This window comes from Dellaglioa sp. CoH-57-MRSF-20 (genome assembly GCF_056781955.1).
In genome coordinates this window covers 23,068-42,048 of sequence record NZ_JBXAXV010000007.1, presented here as the reverse complement: position 1 = coordinate 42,048, position 18,981 = coordinate 23,068, and the positions used below count along the sequence as shown (strand labels likewise).

Here is an 18,981-nt window from a genome sequence, read left to right as displayed (position 1 = left end):
GAATTAATAATGGTAGAGCCCGCAATTAAGTATCGGTTAATCAAAAAAGACAAACGGACAGGTGCCAGACTTGGTGAAATTATTACACCTCACGGAACTTTCCCAACGCCAATGTTTATGCCCGTAGGTACACTAGCATCTGTTAAATCAATGGCACCTGAAGAATTAGACGAACTTGGTGCTAATATTATCTTATCAAACACCTATCATTTATGGTTACGCCCCGGTGAAGATGTCGTACAAGAAGCTGGTGGGTTACATAAATTTATGAATTGGGATAAAGGTATTTTGACTGATTCGGGTGGCTTTCAAGTATTTTCATTAGCAAAGATGCGTGATATTACTGAGGAAGGCGTCAAATTTAGAAGTCATCTAAATGGAGAAAAATTATTCTTATCACCAGAAAAAGCGATCCACATAGAAAATGCTTTAGGTGCGGATATTATGATGAGTTTTGATGAATGTCCACCATTTTCTGAAAGTTATGACTATATTAGCAAATCAGTTGATCGGACAAGCCGCTGGGCTGAAAGAGGACTTGAAGCTCATTTGAATCCGAAAGAACAGGCTTTATTTGGAATTGTTCAAGGTGGCGGTCATCGAAATTTGAGAGAACGAAGTGCGCGTGATTTAGTTTCAATGGACTTTCCTGGTTATTCAATAGGTGGGTTATCGGTAGGGGAATCAAAAGCTGAAATGAACCGCGTTTTAGATTTCACAACGCCATTGTTACCAGAAGACAAGCCACGGTATCTAATGGGTGTTGGTTCAGCTGACGCCTTGATTGATGGGGTGTTACGTGGAATTGATATGTTTGATTGCGTGTTACCAACACGTATTGCTAGAAATGGGACAACAATGACTTCAATGGGCCGTGTTGTTGTAAAAAATGCGAAATATGAACGAGACTTTAGACCATTAGATGAAAACTGTGATTGTTATACATGTAAGAATTATACGCGTGCTTATTTACGTCATCTGATTAAAGCAGATGAAACATTTGGTATTCGTTTAACTAGTTATCATAATTTGTATTTTTTAACACATTTAATGGCTGATGTTCGTCAAGCTATTATGGATGACAACTTATTAGAATTTCGTGAAGCATTTTTTGAACAATATGGATTTTATGATAAAAATCCTAAGAATTTTTAAATTTTTTTGAATAACTGTGGTGTTCAGTCAATAAGTTTGATACCCTTGTGTAGTAAGAAAAAAGAAATAGAGGTGACTTATTAATGCAATATAGTAGTATTTTAATGATTGTGGCTTTATTCGTCTTGATGTATTTCATGATGATTCGTCCACAAAAAAAACAACAACAAAAACAACAAGATATGATGAACCAATTAAAACCTGGGGATGCAGTAGTAACTATTGGTCGTTTACACGGCGTTATTGATAGTTTTGATGAAGAGGCAAAAACTGTTACACTTGATTGTGACGGTATTTTCTTAACATTTGAACGCTCAGCAATCGCACGTGTCCTTCCTGCCGCAGTTAAAGTAGAACCTGCAGCTGCAGTTAAGGAAGAAACAACTACTGATGCAGTTATTGAAACAAAAACTGAAGAAGATAAATTCTCTTCTGACGAAAAATAATTATTTTCAAGTATTAACTTTGTGCTAATCAGAGTTAATACTTTTTTTATTGTCTAGTTTAAGACCAACTTTCTTGTTTATTTTACTAATAAAATGTAAACTTATACTATTGATTTTACTAATAAAGAGGACTGAAACCTCAAAAATGAGAGTGGTGTGGAATAATGGAAACTCAACAAAAGGCCTTATTTATTATCTTTGGTGGAACCGGAGATTTAGCAAAGCGAAAATTGTATCCATCTCTTTTCAAACTATTTGAAAAAGGATTTTTAGATGCCAACTTTGCTGTAATTGGGACTGCAAGACGTCCTTGGACAGATGATTTTTATCAAAACGTTGTTACTGAATCTTTAGTTAATGTTAGCGATGATGCTAATAAAATTGCTGATTTCGTATCACATTTTTATTATCAATCACATGATGTGACTGATGTTGCACATTATATAACTTTAAAAAAATTAGCAGATAAACTTGATGAAAAATACCAAATTGAAGGTAACCGTATGTTCTACTTAGCAATGTCACCTCAATTTTTTGGTACGATTGCGACTCATTTAGGGTCACAAAAGTTAGTAACTAAAAATGGATTCAACCGTTTAATTATTGAAAAACCTTTTGGACGCAATTTTGAAAGTGCTAAAAAGTTAAATGATGAAATTACAAATACTTTTGATGAAGATCAAATATTTAGAATTGATCATTACCTAGGTAAGGAAATGATTCAAAATATTCCAGCAATTCGTTTTGGTAATATTATTACGCAAACATTGTGGAATAATAAGTATATAGATAATATTCAATTAACGTTGAGTGAGTCATTAGGTGTTGAAGAACGTGGCGGGTACTATGAAACGAGTGGCGCTATGCGTGATATGTTCCAAAATCACATTATGCAAGTTGTTTCATTATTAACAATGGACATGCCAAAAGAATTTGTTGCATCAGAAATTCGTAAAGAAAAATTAAAGGCTTTAAAAGCAATCCGTATCTTAAAACCTGATGAAGTTAATAAAAACTTTGTTCGTGGACAATATGGTGCAAATGAGGCAGGAACCGAAAAGGCTTATCGTGAGGAAAAACAGATTTCACCTGATTCAATGATTGAAACATTTATTGCTGGTCGTTTAATGATTGACAATGATCGTTGGGCTGGTGTGCCAGTTTATGTTCGCAGTGGTAAACGTCTTGTCGAGAAAAATACTGAAATCAATATTGTTTTTAAAAATGTTGAAAAAAATATTTTTGGAACAAGTGCTGAACATGAACATTTAGGTAAAGATGTATTAACAATTACAGTTGAACCTGATGAACGATTTAGATTGACGATTAATACTAAAGAAATTGGGCAAGGCTTTAACACGAATAAAACGAATTTAGATTATGTTAATTCACCTGAAACAAAAGCTAAAACACCAGAAGCATACGAAAAGTTAATTTTGGATGCGTTAGATGGAAATGCAATTAATTTTGCTCATTGGAATGAAGTTGCTAAGGCATGGAATGTAGCCGATGTGATTTTAGAGACATGGCATAACGATAATGATGATAAAACGTTATTCCCTAACTATTTAAGTGGATCGATGGGTCCAACGGCTTCAGATAAATTATTAACGGATGATGGTAATTACTGGATATACGATCCTAAAAAGTAAAAAACGTTAATCCTTCGGTATTAATTGAAGTAACTCTTGCATGATAATTTTAATTATTTAGGGAAATATTATTTTAATAGACAAAATATCAGAAGTATTATAGTACGAAAGCGATTATAAAAGTATAAATTTATAAGGAGAGTAATGATGAATAAAATTATTATAGATGAAGATTTTTGGAACATCTTTCCAGATGCACAAATTAATATTATGCTTTTAAAAGATATAGATAATCATCCTAAAGAAAATCAAACCGATTTTTATGATAACATGCTTGAACAAGCTGGGGATAAAGCTCAAAAATATTTAACAAATGAATCATTCAAAGACAATTTAGTCGTGGCTAATTGGCGTGAAGCATACCAAAATTTTAAGAAGAAAAAAGGTGCTCGTTCATCAATTGAAGCTTTACTTAAACGAGTTGATCAGGGTAAAGGTGTGGGTTCAATAAATCCGCTTGTTGACCTGTACAATAGTATTTCATTAGAGTATGGTGTACCTGTTGGTGGTGAAGATACAGATGCTATCAAAGGAGATCTTCATTTAGGTGTTGCTAAAGGTGGAGAAGCTTTTTATCCTTTAGGTGATGATAAAAATGAACCAGCTCTGCTTGGTGAAGTTTTATATTATGATGATGATGGAGCAGTTTGCAGATGCTTAAATTGGCGAGATGGTAAAAGAACAATGTTAACAGATGATACAAAAAATGCTGTTATGGTAATGGAATCTGTCAATAAAGAACAGAATGAAATTATTGATGAGGCAATGTTACAATTACAAAAGTCTATTAAAGATAATCTTAATGTAGAAGGTAAAATTTTTAAATTAAATAAGGATAATTCTGTTATAGGTGAATAATATGAAGTACCTCATAATTGTTAAACATAAGTTTAACGATAATGAGGTATTTTTATATCTTAATGGACAATAAAGAGCAATTAATTTGAAAAGGAACGTGCGTTCGTGTAAAATTGCATGAAAAGGATGTGGGACTAATGGCTGAATTAAATGGTATTACAATAGACGATAATTTATTAAAAAGAAAAATTATCCATGTCGATATGGATGCTTTTTATGCGTCAATTGAAGAGCGTGAACATCCTGAATTTATTGGACAACCATTAGTTATTGCCCAGGATCCTAGAAAAAATGGTGGTCGTGGTGTTGTTGCTACAGCAAATTATGAGGCAAGAAAATTAGGTATCCATTCTGCTATGGCAGCCCAAGAAGCTTATGAAATTTGTCCTAAAGCTATTTTTAAATCGCCTGATTTCACACTATATAAAGAAGTTTCAAGACAGCTTCATGAAATATTTCATGAATATACAGAAATGATTGAGCCAATTGCATTTGATGAAGCCTATCTTGATATTACACAGAATAAAAAAGAAATTAAAAGTGCTATTCAAGCAGCGCACATGATTCAAAGAGAAATCTATCAAAAATTACATTTAACCTGTTCAACGGGTGTTTCTTATAATAAATTTTTAGCAAAACTAGCGTCCGATTACAATAAACCAGCTGGAATGACATTAATTCTGCCAGAAGATGTCATTCCTTTTTTATCTGAATTGCCAATTGGTAAATTTAGAGGCGTTGGAAAAAAAACAGAACCAAAAATGATTAATCAAGGTATCCTTACTGGAAAAGAATTATTAGAAAAATCTGAAGTTGAATTAATTCAACAATTTGGTAAATTAGGGTACTTCTTATATAAACGAGTACGAGGTGTTGATGATCGTCCAGTCGAGTGGCAAAGAGAGAGAAAATCGATTGGTAGCGAGCGAACATACGGGAAGTTATTGATGACAACGGATGAAGTTGAAACACAACTTAGGTATATTGCACATTTAGTTTCAGAAACGTTGAGTAAACAACAAAAACATGGGAAAACGTTAGTCATTAAAGTTCGCTATCAGGATTTTACGACGCTAACAAAAAGATTAACATTGGAAGAATTTATTCGTAATGATGCAGCAACTATTTATTTTTATGGACGACAGATTTTTGACGATATATTGGGTGCAGAAAAGGGAATTAGGTTACTTGGATTAACGATGACAAATTTAGCACCAATTGGTTTTGAAAATATGAAACTACCATTATTTGGGAAAAAAGACACAAAACAGCCTTTGTAATTGGCCTCAATAACCGTTATACTTAAGAGCAACTTTGGAAACGAAAGAAGACTAAACATGAAAATTACATGGCTTGGACAATCTAGTATTCAAATTGTTACTGACGATAAGTTGACGATCTTAATTGATCCATTCATTAAAGATAATCCGTTAGTTAAAACGACTATTGACGAATTAAATCCAGATTATATTTTAGTGACGCATGCACACTACGATCATGTGGGTGATACAATTGAGTTAGCAAAAAAATCAGGGGCTAAAGTCGTTACAATCAATGAACTAGCTAATTATTTTGAAGATGAGGGTTTAATTGTTGAGCCTTTAAATTTTGGTGGTCAGCTTAAATTACCTTTCGGTTCAGTAAAACTTATTCCCGCGTGGCATACTGCTGCCTTGGTAATTGATGGTACAGCGAGAACATTAGGTGTAGCTGCAGGGTTTGAATTGCATATTGATGGGAAAGTCTTGTATCATGCAGGAGATACGGCTTTATTTTCAGATATGAAGTTAGTTAATCATATGGAACCTGTTGATTTAGCATTTTTACCGATTGGTGATACTTATACAATGGGTTTAGAAGATGCTGCAATTGCAGCTGAATTTGTACAGGCAAAAAAGGTTGTTCCAATTCATTACAATACGTTTACCAAAATTGAACAAAATCCAGTTGAATTTGTTCAATTATTGAATGATGGTGTGGGGATTATTCCCGAGATTGATATTCCATTTGAGTTCTAAGAAGGAGTCATTTAAGTGAAAATTGAGTTAGAAATTTTAAAAAAAATTAAACAATTTGATACGATTATTATTCATCGTCATCAAAGTCCAGACCCTGATGCAATTGGATCTCAATCGGGGTTAGCAGCAATTATTCGTGCTAGTTTTCCTGACAAAAAGGTTTATCAAGTTGGTGCGCCCTCAGCTGGATTAGTATGGATTAGTGACCAAGATGAAATTTCTGATGAGACGTATAATAATGCACTCGTCATCGTGATTGATACGGCTAATCGTCCAAGAGTTGAAGATGATCGATATACAAGTGGTGCCTACCTAATTAAATTGGATCATCATCCCAATGAAGACGTTTATGGTGATTTAGTTTGGGTGAAAACAAATGCATCAAGTAGTTCTGAATTAGTTATGGATTTAGTTGATGGCGTTGGTGGAGAACTTGTAGTTACTGATGATGCGGCTAGGATGTTATACGCCGGAATTGTTGGCGATACAGGTCGATTCATGTATTCAGCAACAACTGCACATACGATGCAAGTGGTTGCTGAATTAATGACTTATCATTTTTCAACTACTAAAATAAACCAAAAAATGGACAATATTACCGCAGGTGTCGCTAAGTTATCAGGATATGTATATGATAATTTAGTTATTACAGAACATAAAGCAGCATATGTCATATTGACACATGACTATCTAGATTCAATAGAGTTGGGCGATGCTGGTTCATCTCAAATTGTACCTTTACCAGGTAAAATTATTGAAGTTCAATGTTGGGCAATTTTTGTGCAGCAAAAGGATGGTAGCTATCGCGTTCGATTACGATCAAAAGGTCCTGTAATCAATCAGTTAGCAAAAGAGCATGATGGTGGTGGACATCCCATGGCCAGTGGTGCAAGAGCTAAAGACCAAGCAGAGTACGAAGAAATAGTTAAATCACTTGATGATTTAGCTAAGACATATACGGGAGAATAAAATGCCAGAAAATTTTAAAAATTTTGGATTGAAATCGTATCTTTTAAAAGCGATTGAAGCAATTCATTTTAATGTACCAACAGAAGTTCAACAACGCTTAATACCAGTTGTTTTAAAGGGTAAAAGCGTTGTAGGTCAATCACAAACGGGTAGTGGTAAAACACATACTTTCCTATTACCAATCTTTAATCAACTTGATCCTTCAAATAATACGGTTCAAGCAGTTATTACGACACCAAGTCGTGAACTTGCTTACCAAATTTATGAAGCTGCTAAGCAATTGGCAGAATTTAGTCCCGAACCTATTCATATTCAAAATTATGTTGGTGGGACAGATAAACAGCGTCAAATCGATAAATTAAGTAGAAGACAACCACAAATTGTCATTGGGACACCTGGACGTATTGCTGATTTAATGAGCAGTAACGCTTTAGATATTCATAATGCATCAACTTTAGTTGTAGATGAAGCAGATATGACACTTGATTTAGGGTTTTTGAAAGAAACTGATCAAATTGCATCTGCATTACCTTCTGATCTTCAAATGATGGTGTTTTCAGCAACTATTCCACAAAAATTACAACCATTTTTAAAGAAATACATGAAGAACCCAGTAGTTGAAGAAATTGCAGCTAAATCAGTTATTAGTGATACGATTGAAAACTGGATTATTCCAACGAAGGGTCATGATCGTAATGAAGTTATTTATCAATTAATTACGATGGGACAACCATATATCGCACTTATTTTTGCAAATACAAAAACACGTGTTGATGAAATTGTTGAGTATTTACGTGGTAAGAATTTAAAAGTTGCTAAAATTCATGGTGATGTGCCAGCTCGTGAACGAAAACGTGTCATGAAAGAAGTTCAAAATTTAGATTTTCAATATGTTGTCGCAACTGATTTGGCAGCGCGTGGAATTGATATTGAGGGTGTTTCACATGTCATCAATGATGATATTCCAAATGATTTAGAATTCTTCATTCATCGTGTTGGACGTACTGGTCGTAACGGTTTGAGTGGTATTGCGATGACGTTATATGAACCAAATGAAGAAAATAAAATTGCTGAGTTAGAAGCAATGGGGATTAAATTTGCACCTAAAGATATTAAAAAAGGTGAAATCGTTGATTCTTATGATCGTAATCGCCGTGAAAATCGTAAACAAACCAAAGATCCTTTAGCTCCAGTAATCAAAGGAATGGTTAAAAAAGAGAAGAAAAAACGTAAACCTGGATATAAGAAAAAGATTCAAAAAGCAATTAAACGTAAAGATCAAATGGATCGTCGCGTTAACAGAAAACAAAATCGTAAAGAGTCGTAAGCTTAATTTGACAATTTGAGTCGATTTCAATATAATTTTTATTAGAAACAGGGATAAATTTAAATAGCCTAACAGAAACATTTCATTTGCTGAGAGAAATGATTATTTAAAAAAGCTGCCTTGTGTTAAGTATTAATAGAATGACGTCCACTCAACGTTATCGAGTTTAAGAGGTAAACGACTAAAACATCGTTGCAAGTAAGGTGGTACCGCGCTATAAGCGTCCTTACTCGCAGCGGTGTTTTTTGCTTAAAAATAGAAGGGAAGTCACACTTATGAAAAAAATGACAAGTACTGAAATACGCCAAATGTATTTAGATTTCTTTAAAGAAAAAGGCCATACAATTGAACCTAGTGCCTCATTACTACCTGTGGATGATCCCACATTACTGTGGATTAATTCCGGTGTTGCAACTTTAAAAAAATATTTTGATGGATCAGTTGTACCAGAAAATCCTAGAATTACGAATGCCCAAAAAAGTATTCGTACGAATGATATCGAGAATGTTGGTAAGACAGCACGTCATCATACGTTATTCGAAATGTTGGGTAATTTCTCAATTGGGGATTATTTTAAACCAGAAGCAATTAATTGGGCTTGGGAATTATTAACAAGTGAAAAATGGTTCGCATTTGATGCTGAAAAACTATACGTTACTGTTTACCCAAAAGATTTGGAAGCAAAACGTATCTGGTTAGAAGAAGTTAAGTTACCAAAGGATCATCTAGTAGAAGTAGAAGATAACTTTTGGGATATTGGACAAGGACCTAGTGGACCTGATACAGAAATTTTTTATGATCGTGGACAAAGTTTTAATAACTTAGCTGAGGATGATGACGAAAATTATCCTGGTGGCGAAAATGAACGTTATCTAGAAGTTTGGAATATCGTGTTCTCTGAATTTAATCACACACCTGAAAATAACTATGAACCACTACCTCATCAAAATATTGATACGGGGATGGGTTTAGAACGTGTTGTTTCGATTTTCCAAAATGCAAAAACTAATTTTGAAACAGATTTATTCTTACCCTTAATTGATGCAACTGAAAAAATGAGTAATAATAAAAAATATGATGATAATGCCCAAGATGATATTTCATTTAAGGTTATTGCAGATCATGCGCGTGCAATTTCATTTGCCATTGGTGATGGCGCTTTACCTTCTAATGAAGGACGTGGCTATGTTATTCGTCGATTAATTCGTCGTGCAGTGATGCATGGACAAAAATTAGGGATAGAAGGATCATTTTTAACGCAACTTGTACCTGTTGTTGGTAATATTATGAAGGATTATTATCCGGAAGTTTTAGAACAATCAGAGTATATTTCTAAAATTGTTCGTTCTGAAGAAGAACGATTTAATGAAACATTAAAAGATGGATTACAGTTATTAAATAATCTTATTTTAACGACTAAAAAAGAAAATAAAGTAGAGCTAACTGGTGCTGGTGTCTTTAAATTGTACGATACTTATGGTTTTCCATTTGAATTAACGAAAGAATATGCCGAAGATGAAGGATTATCTGTAGATCAAGTAGGGTTTAACGCTGAAATGCAACAGCAGAAGGATCGTGCTCGTGCTGCACGTAGTAATGCTAAATCAATGGGTGTTCAAAATGGGATGTTAACAGATATTAAAACAATTAGTGAATATGTTGGTTATACACAAGCTAATGTGGATGACGCCAAAGTGGTTGATTTAATTGTGGATAACGAGTTAGTAGATAACATAAAACCAGGTGATAACGCTCAAGTTATTTTTTCAAAAACACCATTTTACGCTGAAATGGGTGGACAAGTTGCTGATAAAGGAACTATCAAAGATACAGAAGGCAATGTTATTGCTGAAGTTGAAGAAGTTCAACATGCACCTAATGGACAAAATTTACACGCCATTAAAGTTCTTGCAGCAATGAAAAAAGACCAATTAGTGACACTAGAAATTAATCAAGATTTCCATAAAAAAGTTGAAAAAAATCATACGGCGACACATTTACTTGATCAAGCATTGCGAGATGTTCTGGGCGAACATACACATCAAGCTGGGTCATTAGTCGAACCCACTTATCTACGGTTTGATTTTACAAATATTGGTTCCGTTTCAGAGAAACAGTTAAAACAAGTTGAAAAGATTGTTAACGATAAGATTTGGGCTGAGTTAGCTGTTGAAACTGTTGAAACAGATATTGATTCTGCTAAAAATATGGGTGCCATTGCTTTATTCTCAGAAAAATATGGAAAAATTGTGCGGGTTGTGAAAATTGGCGATTATTCAATTGAATTCTGTGGTGGTACGCACGTTTCAAATACGAGTGAAATCGGCTTATTTAAAATTATTTCTGAATCAGGTGTTGGTGCCGGCGTTCGTCGTATTGAAGCAGTAACTTCTAAAGAAGCTTTTGATTTCTTAAACGGACGTAACGAACTCTTAGAAACAGTAGCACAACAAGTAAAAGTAAATAAAGTCGTAGAAGTTTCAAATAAAATTGAACAATTACAAAGTGCATTAAAAGTAAGTGAACAACAAATTCAAGCATTTGAAGATAAAATTGCTAGCCAACAAGCTGGGGATGTTTTCAAAAATAAACAAGAAATTAATGGTAAAACGTTAATTGCAGCAAAAGTTTCAGTTTCAGGGATGTCTCAATTACGTCAATTGGCTGACCAATGGAAAACCCAAGAATTATCAGATGTTTTGGCTATTGGAACAACAAGTGATGACGGTAAAGTTAATTTAATTACGGCAGTTAGTGCTGATGGCATTAAATCAGGATTAAAAGCGGGCGATTTAATTAAGACGATTGCGCCACTTGTTGGCGGTGGTGGCGGTGGCCGACCAGACTTAGCTCAAGCAGGTGGTAAAAATCCAGCAGGTTTAGCTGATGCAATCAAAGAAGCAGCAAATTGGTTAAATAATCAAACCAAATAATAATTAAAGGAGTATTTATCTAATAATAAATAGATAAATACTCTTTATTATATTACGGCTTGATTACATCAGCTTGTTTTGATTGTCGAATGGTCCTTTTTTTAGTAGAATAGAGCTAGGTTAATAAATTGATGGGGGTGCCACGTTATGAGTTCATTAGATAAAACAATGTTCTTTAATTTTGACGAAAATAATAAAAAAGATGTCCACGATACATTGGTAACTGTTTACCAATCATTAGAAGAAAAAGGGTACAACCCTATTAACCAGATTGTTGGCTATTTGTTATCGGGCGATCCTGCTTATATTCCTAGATTTAATGACGCACGTAATTTAATTAGAAAATATGAACGCGATGAAATTGTTGAAGAGTTAGTTAAAAATTACTTAAATACAGAAGAAAAGTAGGAAATTAAATGAGATTAATGGGCTTGGATATTGGTTCAAGAACGGTCGGCGTTTCAATGAGCGATTTATTAGGATGGACTGCCCAAGGCGTTGAAATTATTCGTATTAATGAAGACAGAAGTGACTTTGGTATTGAACGTGTCAAAGAATTGGTTACAGAGTATGAAGTAACTGGCTTTGTACTCGGCTTACCCAAAAATATGAACAACTCATTAGGCCCTCGTGCTGAAGCTGCGCAAAAGTACGGCGAGTTATTAGTTGAAACTTTTGGCTTGCCAATTGATTTTCAAGATGAACGGTTGACAACTGTTGAGGCAGAACGTATGCTTGTTGAACAGGCCGATACATCAAGAAAAAAAAGAAAAAAAGTTATTGATAAACTTGCTGCAAGCCTAATTTTACAGAATTATTTAGATGGTAAAGGCAAATTAACTAAAGAATAAAGTGAGGTCACAATATGAATAATGAAGAAGAAAACCAACAGATTACATTAGTAGATGATAACGGTAATGAAACACTTTTTGAAGTTCTGTTTACCTTTGAATCTGATGATTACAATAAATCATATATTATGCTTTATCCACTTGGCTCAGAAGCTGATGAAGAGGTTGAAATTCAAGCTTACTCATTTAGTCCTAATGAGAATGGTGAAGCAACTGAAAGTGATTTAGAACCAATCGAAGACGATGATGAATGGGATATGGTAGAAGAAGTATTGAATACCTTCCTTTCAGATGAAAGTATGCAATAGAAGATTATTTAAAAAGTTGAGCCAAATTGGTTTAACTTTTTTATTTTGTTTTAAATTATATATTATGGACTATGATACACATATCTCTTTTGATCAATTCGTGGTAAAATTATTTTTAAATGATTAAATGTAAGGAGGGTGTTCATTGGAAAATCAAAAGAATAGATATAAGACTAAAATCGGTAAAAAAGTGTATACAATTATTGGATCAGAATCAGACACACACATGGACGCCGTAGCAACATTGGTGAAAAATGAATTTCAATCAGTGAAGGACATGCTACCTGAAATAGATGATGAACAAGTAGCGATATTAGTAGCTATCAACGCAGTTTCAGATCAAATTAAATTACAAGAAAAATTAAATGAAATTAATGGTGAAACACAAGTAAAGGAGTAATATTATGACAGTTTCTTTAATTGTTATCTTTTTATTAATTGTGTCATTTTTTAACGGTTATAGAAAAGGATTAGTATTAACGCTTTTGAGAATTGTAGGATTTATCGCTATCTATTTATTTGCTAAAGTTTTAACAAATCCTGTTACTATTTGGTTGGGAGAACGTTTCCCTAAAATTATGGAAACTGATAAGACATCTATTACGAACCATCTTCAGACTAACTTTTATTCGATGATTGTATTTGCGGCTTTATTTGTGGTTGGCGGTATACTCATTAGAGGTATTATTAGAGTAATAAATTCTGTTACAAAATTACCAGTTATTCATCAGGTGAATTCACTAATTGGTGGGGTTCTATCGGTTATACTGATGTTTGTTTTTATTTTTATTGGGTTAATTATTTTGTCGGCTTGGCCTAATCAAAAAGTTAATGAAGCTGTTTTAGAATCGACGGTTGCTCAAAAAATACTAACAGATACGCCAACAATAGCTAAAAAGATGTTCATTACAAATACATCATCTACAGATTAAATGTTAGGAGAATTAAAGTATGAACGAAAAAGGATTAAAGACATTAGAATATCAAAAAGTTAAACAACAAATTCAAACATTTATATCTACTGAATCTGGACAAGAAGAAGTTAAGGCATTAGAGCCGATGACTAATCTCGAAAAAATCCAAAAGGATTTAGACGAAACACAAGATGCTGTGAAGATATTGCGACTCCGCGGTGGCATTCCTTTACCACAATTAGTCAACGTTAAGCCACATATGAAACGGTTAGATATGGGAGCTTCTTTGAATGGTAAAGAGCTATCTGCTGTTGGTCGTGTACTACGAACGACTAATGAGGTTAAATTATTTTTTAAAGATTTAGCAGATTCTGAAATTGAATTAACGAGATTATTTGAATGGATAGAAAAGCTTGAAAATCTACCTGAAATTAATCGTAGGTTGAATCAGTCAATTGAAAATGATGGTCACATTACTGATGAGGCTTCACCAGTATTGCATAATATTCGACAAAATATTTTACGCTCGGAAAGTGCCATTAGAGCTAAACTACAAGAATTTACGCGTGGTAAAAGTGCTAAATATTTAAGTGAAACATTAATTACAATTAGAAATGAACGTTACGTTATCCCTGTTAAGGCAGAATATCGTGGTCAATTTGGTGGCGCTGTTCATGACCAAAGTGCAACAGGACAGACCTTATTTATTGAACCGCAAGCAATTGTCGAGATGAATAATCATTTACGCGAACAGCAACTTGCTCAAGCAGATGAAGAACGTCGTATTTTGGCAGAGTTATCTGAATTAGTTGCACCTTTTACAGCAGAAATTTTAGAAAATGCTTATATTTTAGGACATTTCGATTTTGTTAATGCAAAGGCACAATATGCAAGCTCAATTAAAGCAACTGAACCAGCAATTAGTGTTGAAAATGACATTTTTTTAAGACAAGCACGTCATCCTTTATTGGATAGTAAAAAAGTAGTTGCTAACGATATTATGTTAGGAAAAGATTATCAAGCAATTGTTGTTACGGGACCTAATACCGGTGGTAAAACAATTACGTTAAAAACATTAGGCTTAATTCAGATGATGGGACAATCAGGTTTAAATATTCCAACAAATGAAGGTAGTCGTATTGGTATTTTTGAAGATATCTTTGCAGATATTGGGGATGAACAATCGATTGAACAGAGCTTAAGTACATTTTCTGCTCATATGACTAATATCGTTTCTATTTTAGCTAATATTAACGAACATTCATTAGTTTTATTTGATGAATTAGGAGCTGGAACGGATCCACAAGAAGGTGCAGCTTTGGCGATTGCAATTCTTGATGCTGTTGGAGAAAAAGGTAGTTATACAGTTGCTACAACACATTATCCCGAATTAAAAGCGTATGGGTTTAATCGTGCTGGAACAATTAATGCTAGTATGGAATTTGATAGTGAAACGTTACAACCAACTTATCGATTATTAATTGGAATACCTGGTCGTAGTAATGCGTTTGATATTTCTCGTAAAATTGGGTTAGCGTCAAATGTTGTTGATCAAGCGCAAAACTTGACCAATCAAGATAGCCAAGATTTGAATGAAATGATTTCTGACTTAATGAGTAAGCGAAAAAAGGCAGAAGATGAGACACTGGCATTAAAAGCACAACTAGAAGATTCAACGAAATTACATGATGACCTAGCTAAACAGTATGCCGAGTTTGTTGCGCAAAGAGAGTCAATGACGGATAAGGCTAAGGGAAAAGCTAATGAAATCGTGGCAGAAGCAGAAATAAATGCAGATAAAATAATAAAAGAAATTCGCCAAATGCAGATGCTTCAAGGACAAGCTGTTAAAGAACATGAATTAATTGATGCAAAATCACAATTATCACAAATGCATCAACCAACAAATGCTTTGAAGAAAAATAAGGTCCTACAACGAGCTAAAAATAAACAAGAATTCCATGTGAACGACGATGTCTTAGTTAAAACTTATGGTCAACAAGGTGTTTTAGTTAAAAAAATGAGTAAGACAGAGTGGGAAGTTCAACTTGGTATTCTAAAAATGAAAATTAATGAAAACGACCTTCAAAAAGTTCATATCGAGAATGATAAAAAGGATAGAACCATTTTTAAAAATGCGGCTTCAACAAGCGTTTCAACATCGCTTGATCTTCGTGGACAGCGCTATGATGATGCAATGAGCCAAGTTGATCAGTATATTGATTCTGTTTTACTTGCTGGATATGCTTCTGTTACTATTGTTCATGGTAAAGGGACTGGAGCCTTAAGAACTGGAATAACAGATTATTTGAAATCAAATCGTCATGTTAAGTCATTTGAATTTGCAGCACCCAATGCTGGTGGAAATGGCGCAACTATCGTAGAATTCAAGTAACGTTTACTTTTTGTAAGCAAAAATGTGGCGTGGTATTATTTTCTTTGATATGATGGTCACATAAATAATAAAAGGGGGAATTCAAATGGTACAAGCAATTACAGATAAAGAATTTGAAAAAGTAACAGATTCAGGTGTAACATTGACAGATTTTTGGGCAACATGGTGTGGTCCTTGTCGTATGCAATCGCCAGCTATTGAAGATTTAGAACAAGAAATGGGCGATAAAGTAAAATTTTCTAAAATGGATATTGATCAAAATCCAGCAACAGCACAATCTTTTGGTATCATGAGTATTCCAACTTTAATGATTAAAAAAGATGGCGAAGTTGTTGATACAATCGTCGGTTATCATTCAAAAGATCAGGTTAAAGAAGTTTTAGCACAATATATTTAGTAATTAAAAAGAGCTGACTTTTAAAGTCAGCTCTTTTTAATTATCTATTCGATAATTATTCAGTTTCAGTTGGTACTTTGAAGTGAAATTGGTCAGTTGGTTCTGTCATATTAGGATCTTTTAAATCAGTTTGAACAATAATTGAAACACCGGATTTATTATTTTGATTTTCAATTATTGTTTCTGATGTGAAACCACTTTGAATTTGGATAGTTTCAGCAATAAACCCAGCTTCTAGGTTAAAATCAGCAGACTTAATCTGATTCTGTCTGAAGGTAACAATATTACCAGATAGTAACCAAGTTTGCTTGTCTTTTTTTTCTTTAACCACTTCAAGAGTACCCCAATTTGCCTTTTCAAAAAAGGTAATAAGGTCTGCAATATTAGCGAGGTTAGCATTACGGGCCATTTTTTTACCAACCCAGTATAAAATTGTTGTATCCGTACCAATTACTTCTGGTATTAAACTATCGCGAATAAGTTCATATGCGAATGTATCATTGTTGTCAGCTGATAATAAATTTTCAATCAAATTTGGTTTCATATGGATCTCCCTCTGGATATATAATATACAAGTATTATACCGTTATTTAAGATTAGATGATATTGATTTTTCATAAATTAATGTTAAATGACTAGACTTGAATTTTGAGTAAAGACAAGTCATAATTAAGATTGATAAGTAATCGAAAAAGAGGTTAGAAAATGAATAATCAAGCAATTGGATTTATTGATTCAGGTGTTGGTGGATTAACAGTTGTAAAAGAAGCACTTAAACAATTACCAAACGAAAAAATATACTATTTAGGTGATACAGCTAGAATGCCATATGGACCTCGGCCCTCAGAACAAGTTTTAGAATTCACTTGGGATATGACATCTTTTTTGTTAAGTAAAGGGATAAAAATGTTAGTGATTGCTTGTAATACAGCAACGGCTGCTGCCTTGGATGATTTACGAGAAAAATTAGCAATCCCAGTGATTGGTGTTATAAAACCAGGAAGTAGAGCGGCAATTAAGTCATCTAAAAACCAAAGAGTAGGCGTTATTGGGACGGAAGGTACGATTAAAAGTAGCGCATATAGTAATACGTTACATGAAAAAAATCCTAATTTATTTGTGACGAGCTTACCTTGTCCAAAGTTCGTCCCAATTGTCGAGAGTGATCAATACGAATCAGAAATCGCTGAACGAGTTGTTAATGAAACGTTAGCTTTTTTTGATGATAAAAACATTGATACACTAGTCATGGGCTGTACTCACTATCCATTACTCAGACCTTTTATTCAAAATGCGGTTGGTGATAAAGTAACGTTGATTGATTCAGGAGCTGAAACAGTTAACGATGTTTCAACTATCTTAGATTATTTTAATATTGCGGCTAAAAGTGAAGCAAAAATTGAACATGAATTTTTTACGACGGGTGATGCGAATGATTTTAACGAAATTGCATCAGGTTGGTTAGGATTAGAAAATATAAATTCTAAAACAATTCATTTAGGACAGGGAGACTAACATGCGTAAAAATGAGAATCGAGATAATTTAGAAGTTAGACCAGTCTCAATTACAAAATTAAGTCTTAAGGAAGTCGATAGTGCGATTGAATACCAGTTGGGCTTGACTAAGGTAACAATTTTAGTTAACGAAACAGATAACATTGGTGAATTGAAAGTAGACGTTAATCAGTGGTTGAGTGCTCAAAGCAATGTCAAAATTGAATTGATTTTATCATCGCTTAAGACGGCCTTGGCAGAAACATTAAAAGATACTGGATTTAATTTACAAGTACAAATCATGCAAGCTGATGGGGATATTATTGCAACAGTTATTAATGCGAGTTATGTAGCAATTCAAAATTTATTGTTAAAGAGTAACGGTCAAAAATTAAAACCATTTTCAGCGATTAATGTTGGTTTCATTCATGATGAGTTATTTGCTGATTTAACAAGTGAAGAAGAGGAAACAGCCGATAGTCATTTATTAATTGTTCAAAATGAATCAGGGGCTTTTTTACAATTGAATTTTGAAAAATCTAATGCTGATTTACTTGGTGACAAATTAACGCAACTTTTAGGTGGAGCAATGTCAGGATTATCAGAATTAATGGGTAATTCGCAGAAGAAAACCATTTTAATTCAAAATGAACATATTGAGAATCAAAAAGATGTGATTTTAATTGCAACTAAAAATGAAGGAAAAGCGACTGAATTTAAACGTTTTTTTAATCCACTAGGATTTAAAGTTACTACGTTGTTGGACTATCCTGAATTACCAGATGTTGAAGAAACTGGGAAAACATTTGAAGAGAATGCAAGATTAAAGGCAGAAACAATTTCACAATTAACACAATTACCTGTTTTAGCAGATGATTCTGGTTTAATGGTGGACGCCTTAGATGGTCGACCAGGTATATTTTCTGCTCGTTTTGCTGAGGACCATAATGACGCTGCGAATAATGCGAAATTATTACATGAAATGACTGACGTGCCGAAAGACAAAAGGACTGCAAATTTCCATACAACGTTAGTTTTTGCAAAACCTGGTAACGAGTCACTAGTTGTAGACGGTGAAGTGGCTGGAGAAATTTTGGGTATACCACGTGGAGATAACGGATTTGGTTATGACTCACTTTTTTATGTACCTGAATTATATAAGTCTATGGCTGAACTGACTGAAGTAGAAAAAAATAAAATTAGTCATCGCGGTCGTGCAACCGTCAAGTTAATGTCAAATTTTAATGATTGGTGGGAAAAATAA

The 18,981-nt window shown here is 33.7% G+C and carries 19 protein-coding genes; 18 read left to right on the top strand and 1 reads right to left on the bottom strand.

Annotation, left to right across the window (positions count from 1 at the left end; all coding sequences use genetic code 11):
• The first annotated feature begins 9 nt into the window (after positions 1–9).
• The 16 genes from tgt to trxA all read left to right on the top strand — a co-directional run bounded on the left by tgt (position 10) and on the right by trxA (position 16,223).
• Positions 10–1,155, top strand: coding sequence for a tRNA guanosine(34) transglycosylase Tgt (tgt, locus tag AC1RPN_RS07240; protein WP_481761842.1), 1,146 nt, complete (start codon positions 10–12; stop codon positions 1,153–1,155).
• Positions 1,156–1,238: 83 nt separating this feature from the next.
• Entirely contained in the window at positions 1,239–1,601 is a 363-nt protein-coding gene (gene yajC / locus AC1RPN_RS07235) for a preprotein translocase subunit YajC (protein ID WP_409021441.1), read from the top strand.
• Between the two features lie 164 nt (positions 1,602–1,765).
• Positions 1,766–3,253 (top strand): glucose-6-phosphate dehydrogenase, encoded by a 1,488-nt coding sequence (zwf, locus tag AC1RPN_RS07230; RefSeq protein ID WP_481761841.1) that lies wholly within the window; start codon positions 1,766–1,768, stop codon positions 3,251–3,253.
• Between the two features lie 147 nt (positions 3,254–3,400).
• Entirely contained in the window at positions 3,401–4,111 is a 711-nt protein-coding gene (locus AC1RPN_RS07225; protein ID WP_481761840.1) for a B3/B4 domain-containing protein, read from the top strand.
• Between the two features lie 137 nt (positions 4,112–4,248).
• Positions 4,249–5,391: a DNA polymerase IV gene (gene dinB / locus AC1RPN_RS07220; RefSeq protein ID WP_481761839.1), complete on the top strand. Its 1,143-nt coding sequence runs from the start codon at positions 4,249–4,251 to the stop codon at positions 5,389–5,391.
• 57 nt (positions 5,392–5,448) lie between these two features.
• The gene (locus tag AC1RPN_RS07215; RefSeq protein ID WP_481761838.1) at positions 5,449–6,129 is read left to right on the top strand and encodes a metal-dependent hydrolase; all 681 of its coding nucleotides are present in this window, start codon (positions 5,449–5,451) and stop codon (positions 6,127–6,129) included.
• 15 nt (positions 6,130–6,144) lie between these two features.
• Positions 6,145–7,098 carry a DHH family phosphoesterase gene (locus AC1RPN_RS07210; RefSeq protein WP_481761837.1) on the top strand — a complete coding sequence of 318 codons (954 nt, stop codon included), beginning with the start codon at positions 6,145–6,147 and terminating at the stop codon, positions 7,096–7,098.
• Position 7,099: 1 nt separating this feature from the next.
• Positions 7,100–8,425 (top strand): DEAD/DEAH box helicase, encoded by a 1,326-nt coding sequence (locus AC1RPN_RS07205; RefSeq protein ID WP_409021433.1) that lies wholly within the window; start codon positions 7,100–7,102, stop codon positions 8,423–8,425.
• Positions 8,426–8,700: 275 nt separating this feature from the next.
• On the top strand, positions 8,701–11,358 hold the full coding sequence (alaS, locus tag AC1RPN_RS07200) for an alanine--tRNA ligase (protein ID WP_481761836.1): 2,658 nt from the start codon (positions 8,701–8,703) through the stop codon (positions 11,356–11,358).
• A gap of 147 nt (positions 11,359–11,505) precedes the next feature.
• Complete coding sequence (locus AC1RPN_RS07195; protein WP_481761835.1) at positions 11,506–11,766, top strand: IreB family regulatory phosphoprotein; 261 nt, start codon at positions 11,506–11,508, stop codon at positions 11,764–11,766.
• 8 nt (positions 11,767–11,774) lie between these two features.
• Positions 11,775–12,209, top strand: coding sequence for a Holliday junction resolvase RuvX (gene ruvX / locus AC1RPN_RS07190; RefSeq protein ID WP_409021430.1), 435 nt, complete (start codon positions 11,775–11,777; stop codon positions 12,207–12,209).
• Between the two features lie 14 nt (positions 12,210–12,223).
• A complete protein-coding gene (locus AC1RPN_RS07185; RefSeq protein WP_409022780.1) occupies positions 12,224–12,517 on the top strand; it encodes a DUF1292 domain-containing protein in 294 nt (97 codons plus the stop codon).
• A 145-nt stretch (positions 12,518–12,662) separates the two neighbouring features.
• Complete coding sequence (zapA, locus tag AC1RPN_RS07180; protein WP_481761834.1) at positions 12,663–12,917, top strand: cell division protein ZapA; 255 nt, start codon at positions 12,663–12,665, stop codon at positions 12,915–12,917.
• A 4-nt stretch (positions 12,918–12,921) separates the two neighbouring features.
• On the top strand, positions 12,922–13,449 hold the full coding sequence (locus tag AC1RPN_RS07175; protein ID WP_481761833.1) for a CvpA family protein: 528 nt from the start codon (positions 12,922–12,924) through the stop codon (positions 13,447–13,449).
• Between the two features lie 19 nt (positions 13,450–13,468).
• Positions 13,469–15,826 carry an endonuclease MutS2 gene (locus AC1RPN_RS07170; protein ID WP_481761832.1) on the top strand — a complete coding sequence of 786 codons (2,358 nt, stop codon included), beginning with the start codon at positions 13,469–13,471 and terminating at the stop codon, positions 15,824–15,826.
• 85 nt (positions 15,827–15,911) lie between these two features.
• Entirely contained in the window at positions 15,912–16,223 is a 312-nt protein-coding gene (gene trxA, locus AC1RPN_RS07165; RefSeq protein WP_409022776.1) for a thioredoxin, read from the top strand.
• A gap of 55 nt (positions 16,224–16,278) precedes the next feature.
• Here trxA and AC1RPN_RS07160 read toward each other — a convergent pair whose 3' ends face one another.
• Positions 16,279–16,767: a YslB family protein gene (locus tag AC1RPN_RS07160; RefSeq protein WP_481761831.1), complete on the bottom strand. Its 489-nt coding sequence runs from the start codon at positions 16,765–16,767 to the stop codon at positions 16,279–16,281.
• Between the two features lie 161 nt (positions 16,768–16,928).
• Between AC1RPN_RS07160 and racE the strand changes: the two genes are divergently transcribed.
• Positions 16,929–17,738: a glutamate racemase gene (gene racE / locus AC1RPN_RS07155; protein ID WP_481761830.1), complete on the top strand. Its 810-nt coding sequence runs from the start codon at positions 16,929–16,931 to the stop codon at positions 17,736–17,738.
• Between the two features lies 1 nt (position 17,739).
• A complete protein-coding gene (locus AC1RPN_RS07150) occupies positions 17,740–18,981 on the top strand; it encodes an XTP/dITP diphosphatase (protein WP_481761829.1) in 1,242 nt (413 codons plus the stop codon).

Coding starts and splice junctions, on each gene's coding strand:
- AC1RPN_RS07160 (WP_481761831.1), bottom strand. CDS start 16,767: ATGAAACCAAATTTGATTGAAAATTTATTATCAGCTGACAACAATGAT.
- AC1RPN_RS07205 (WP_409021433.1), top strand. CDS start 7,100: ATGCCAGAAAATTTTAAAAATTTTGGATTGAAATCGTATCTTTTAAAA.
- AC1RPN_RS07195 (WP_481761835.1), top strand. CDS start 11,506: ATGAGTTCATTAGATAAAACAATGTTCTTTAATTTTGACGAAAATAAT.
- yajC (WP_409021441.1), top strand. CDS start 1,239: ATGCAATATAGTAGTATTTTAATGATTGTGGCTTTATTCGTCTTGATG.
- AC1RPN_RS07225 (WP_481761840.1), top strand. CDS start 3,401: ATGAATAAAATTATTATAGATGAAGATTTTTGGAACATCTTTCCAGAT.
- AC1RPN_RS07150 (WP_481761829.1), top strand. CDS start 17,740: ATGCGTAAAAATGAGAATCGAGATAATTTAGAAGTTAGACCAGTCTCA.
- AC1RPN_RS07185 (WP_409022780.1), top strand. CDS start 12,224: ATGAATAATGAAGAAGAAAACCAACAGATTACATTAGTAGATGATAAC.
- AC1RPN_RS07170 (WP_481761832.1), top strand. CDS start 13,469: ATGAACGAAAAAGGATTAAAGACATTAGAATATCAAAAAGTTAAACAA.
- zwf (WP_481761841.1), top strand. CDS start 1,766: ATGGAAACTCAACAAAAGGCCTTATTTATTATCTTTGGTGGAACCGGA.
- AC1RPN_RS07215 (WP_481761838.1), top strand. CDS start 5,449: ATGAAAATTACATGGCTTGGACAATCTAGTATTCAAATTGTTACTGAC.
- AC1RPN_RS07175 (WP_481761833.1), top strand. CDS start 12,922: ATGACAGTTTCTTTAATTGTTATCTTTTTATTAATTGTGTCATTTTTT.
- tgt (WP_481761842.1), top strand. CDS start 10: ATGGTAGAGCCCGCAATTAAGTATCGGTTAATCAAAAAAGACAAACGG.
- ruvX (WP_409021430.1), top strand. CDS start 11,775: ATGAGATTAATGGGCTTGGATATTGGTTCAAGAACGGTCGGCGTTTCA.
- dinB (WP_481761839.1), top strand. CDS start 4,249: ATGGCTGAATTAAATGGTATTACAATAGACGATAATTTATTAAAAAGA.
- alaS (WP_481761836.1), top strand. CDS start 8,701: ATGAAAAAAATGACAAGTACTGAAATACGCCAAATGTATTTAGATTTC.
- racE (WP_481761830.1), top strand. CDS start 16,929: ATGAATAATCAAGCAATTGGATTTATTGATTCAGGTGTTGGTGGATTA.
- trxA (WP_409022776.1), top strand. CDS start 15,912: ATGGTACAAGCAATTACAGATAAAGAATTTGAAAAAGTAACAGATTCA.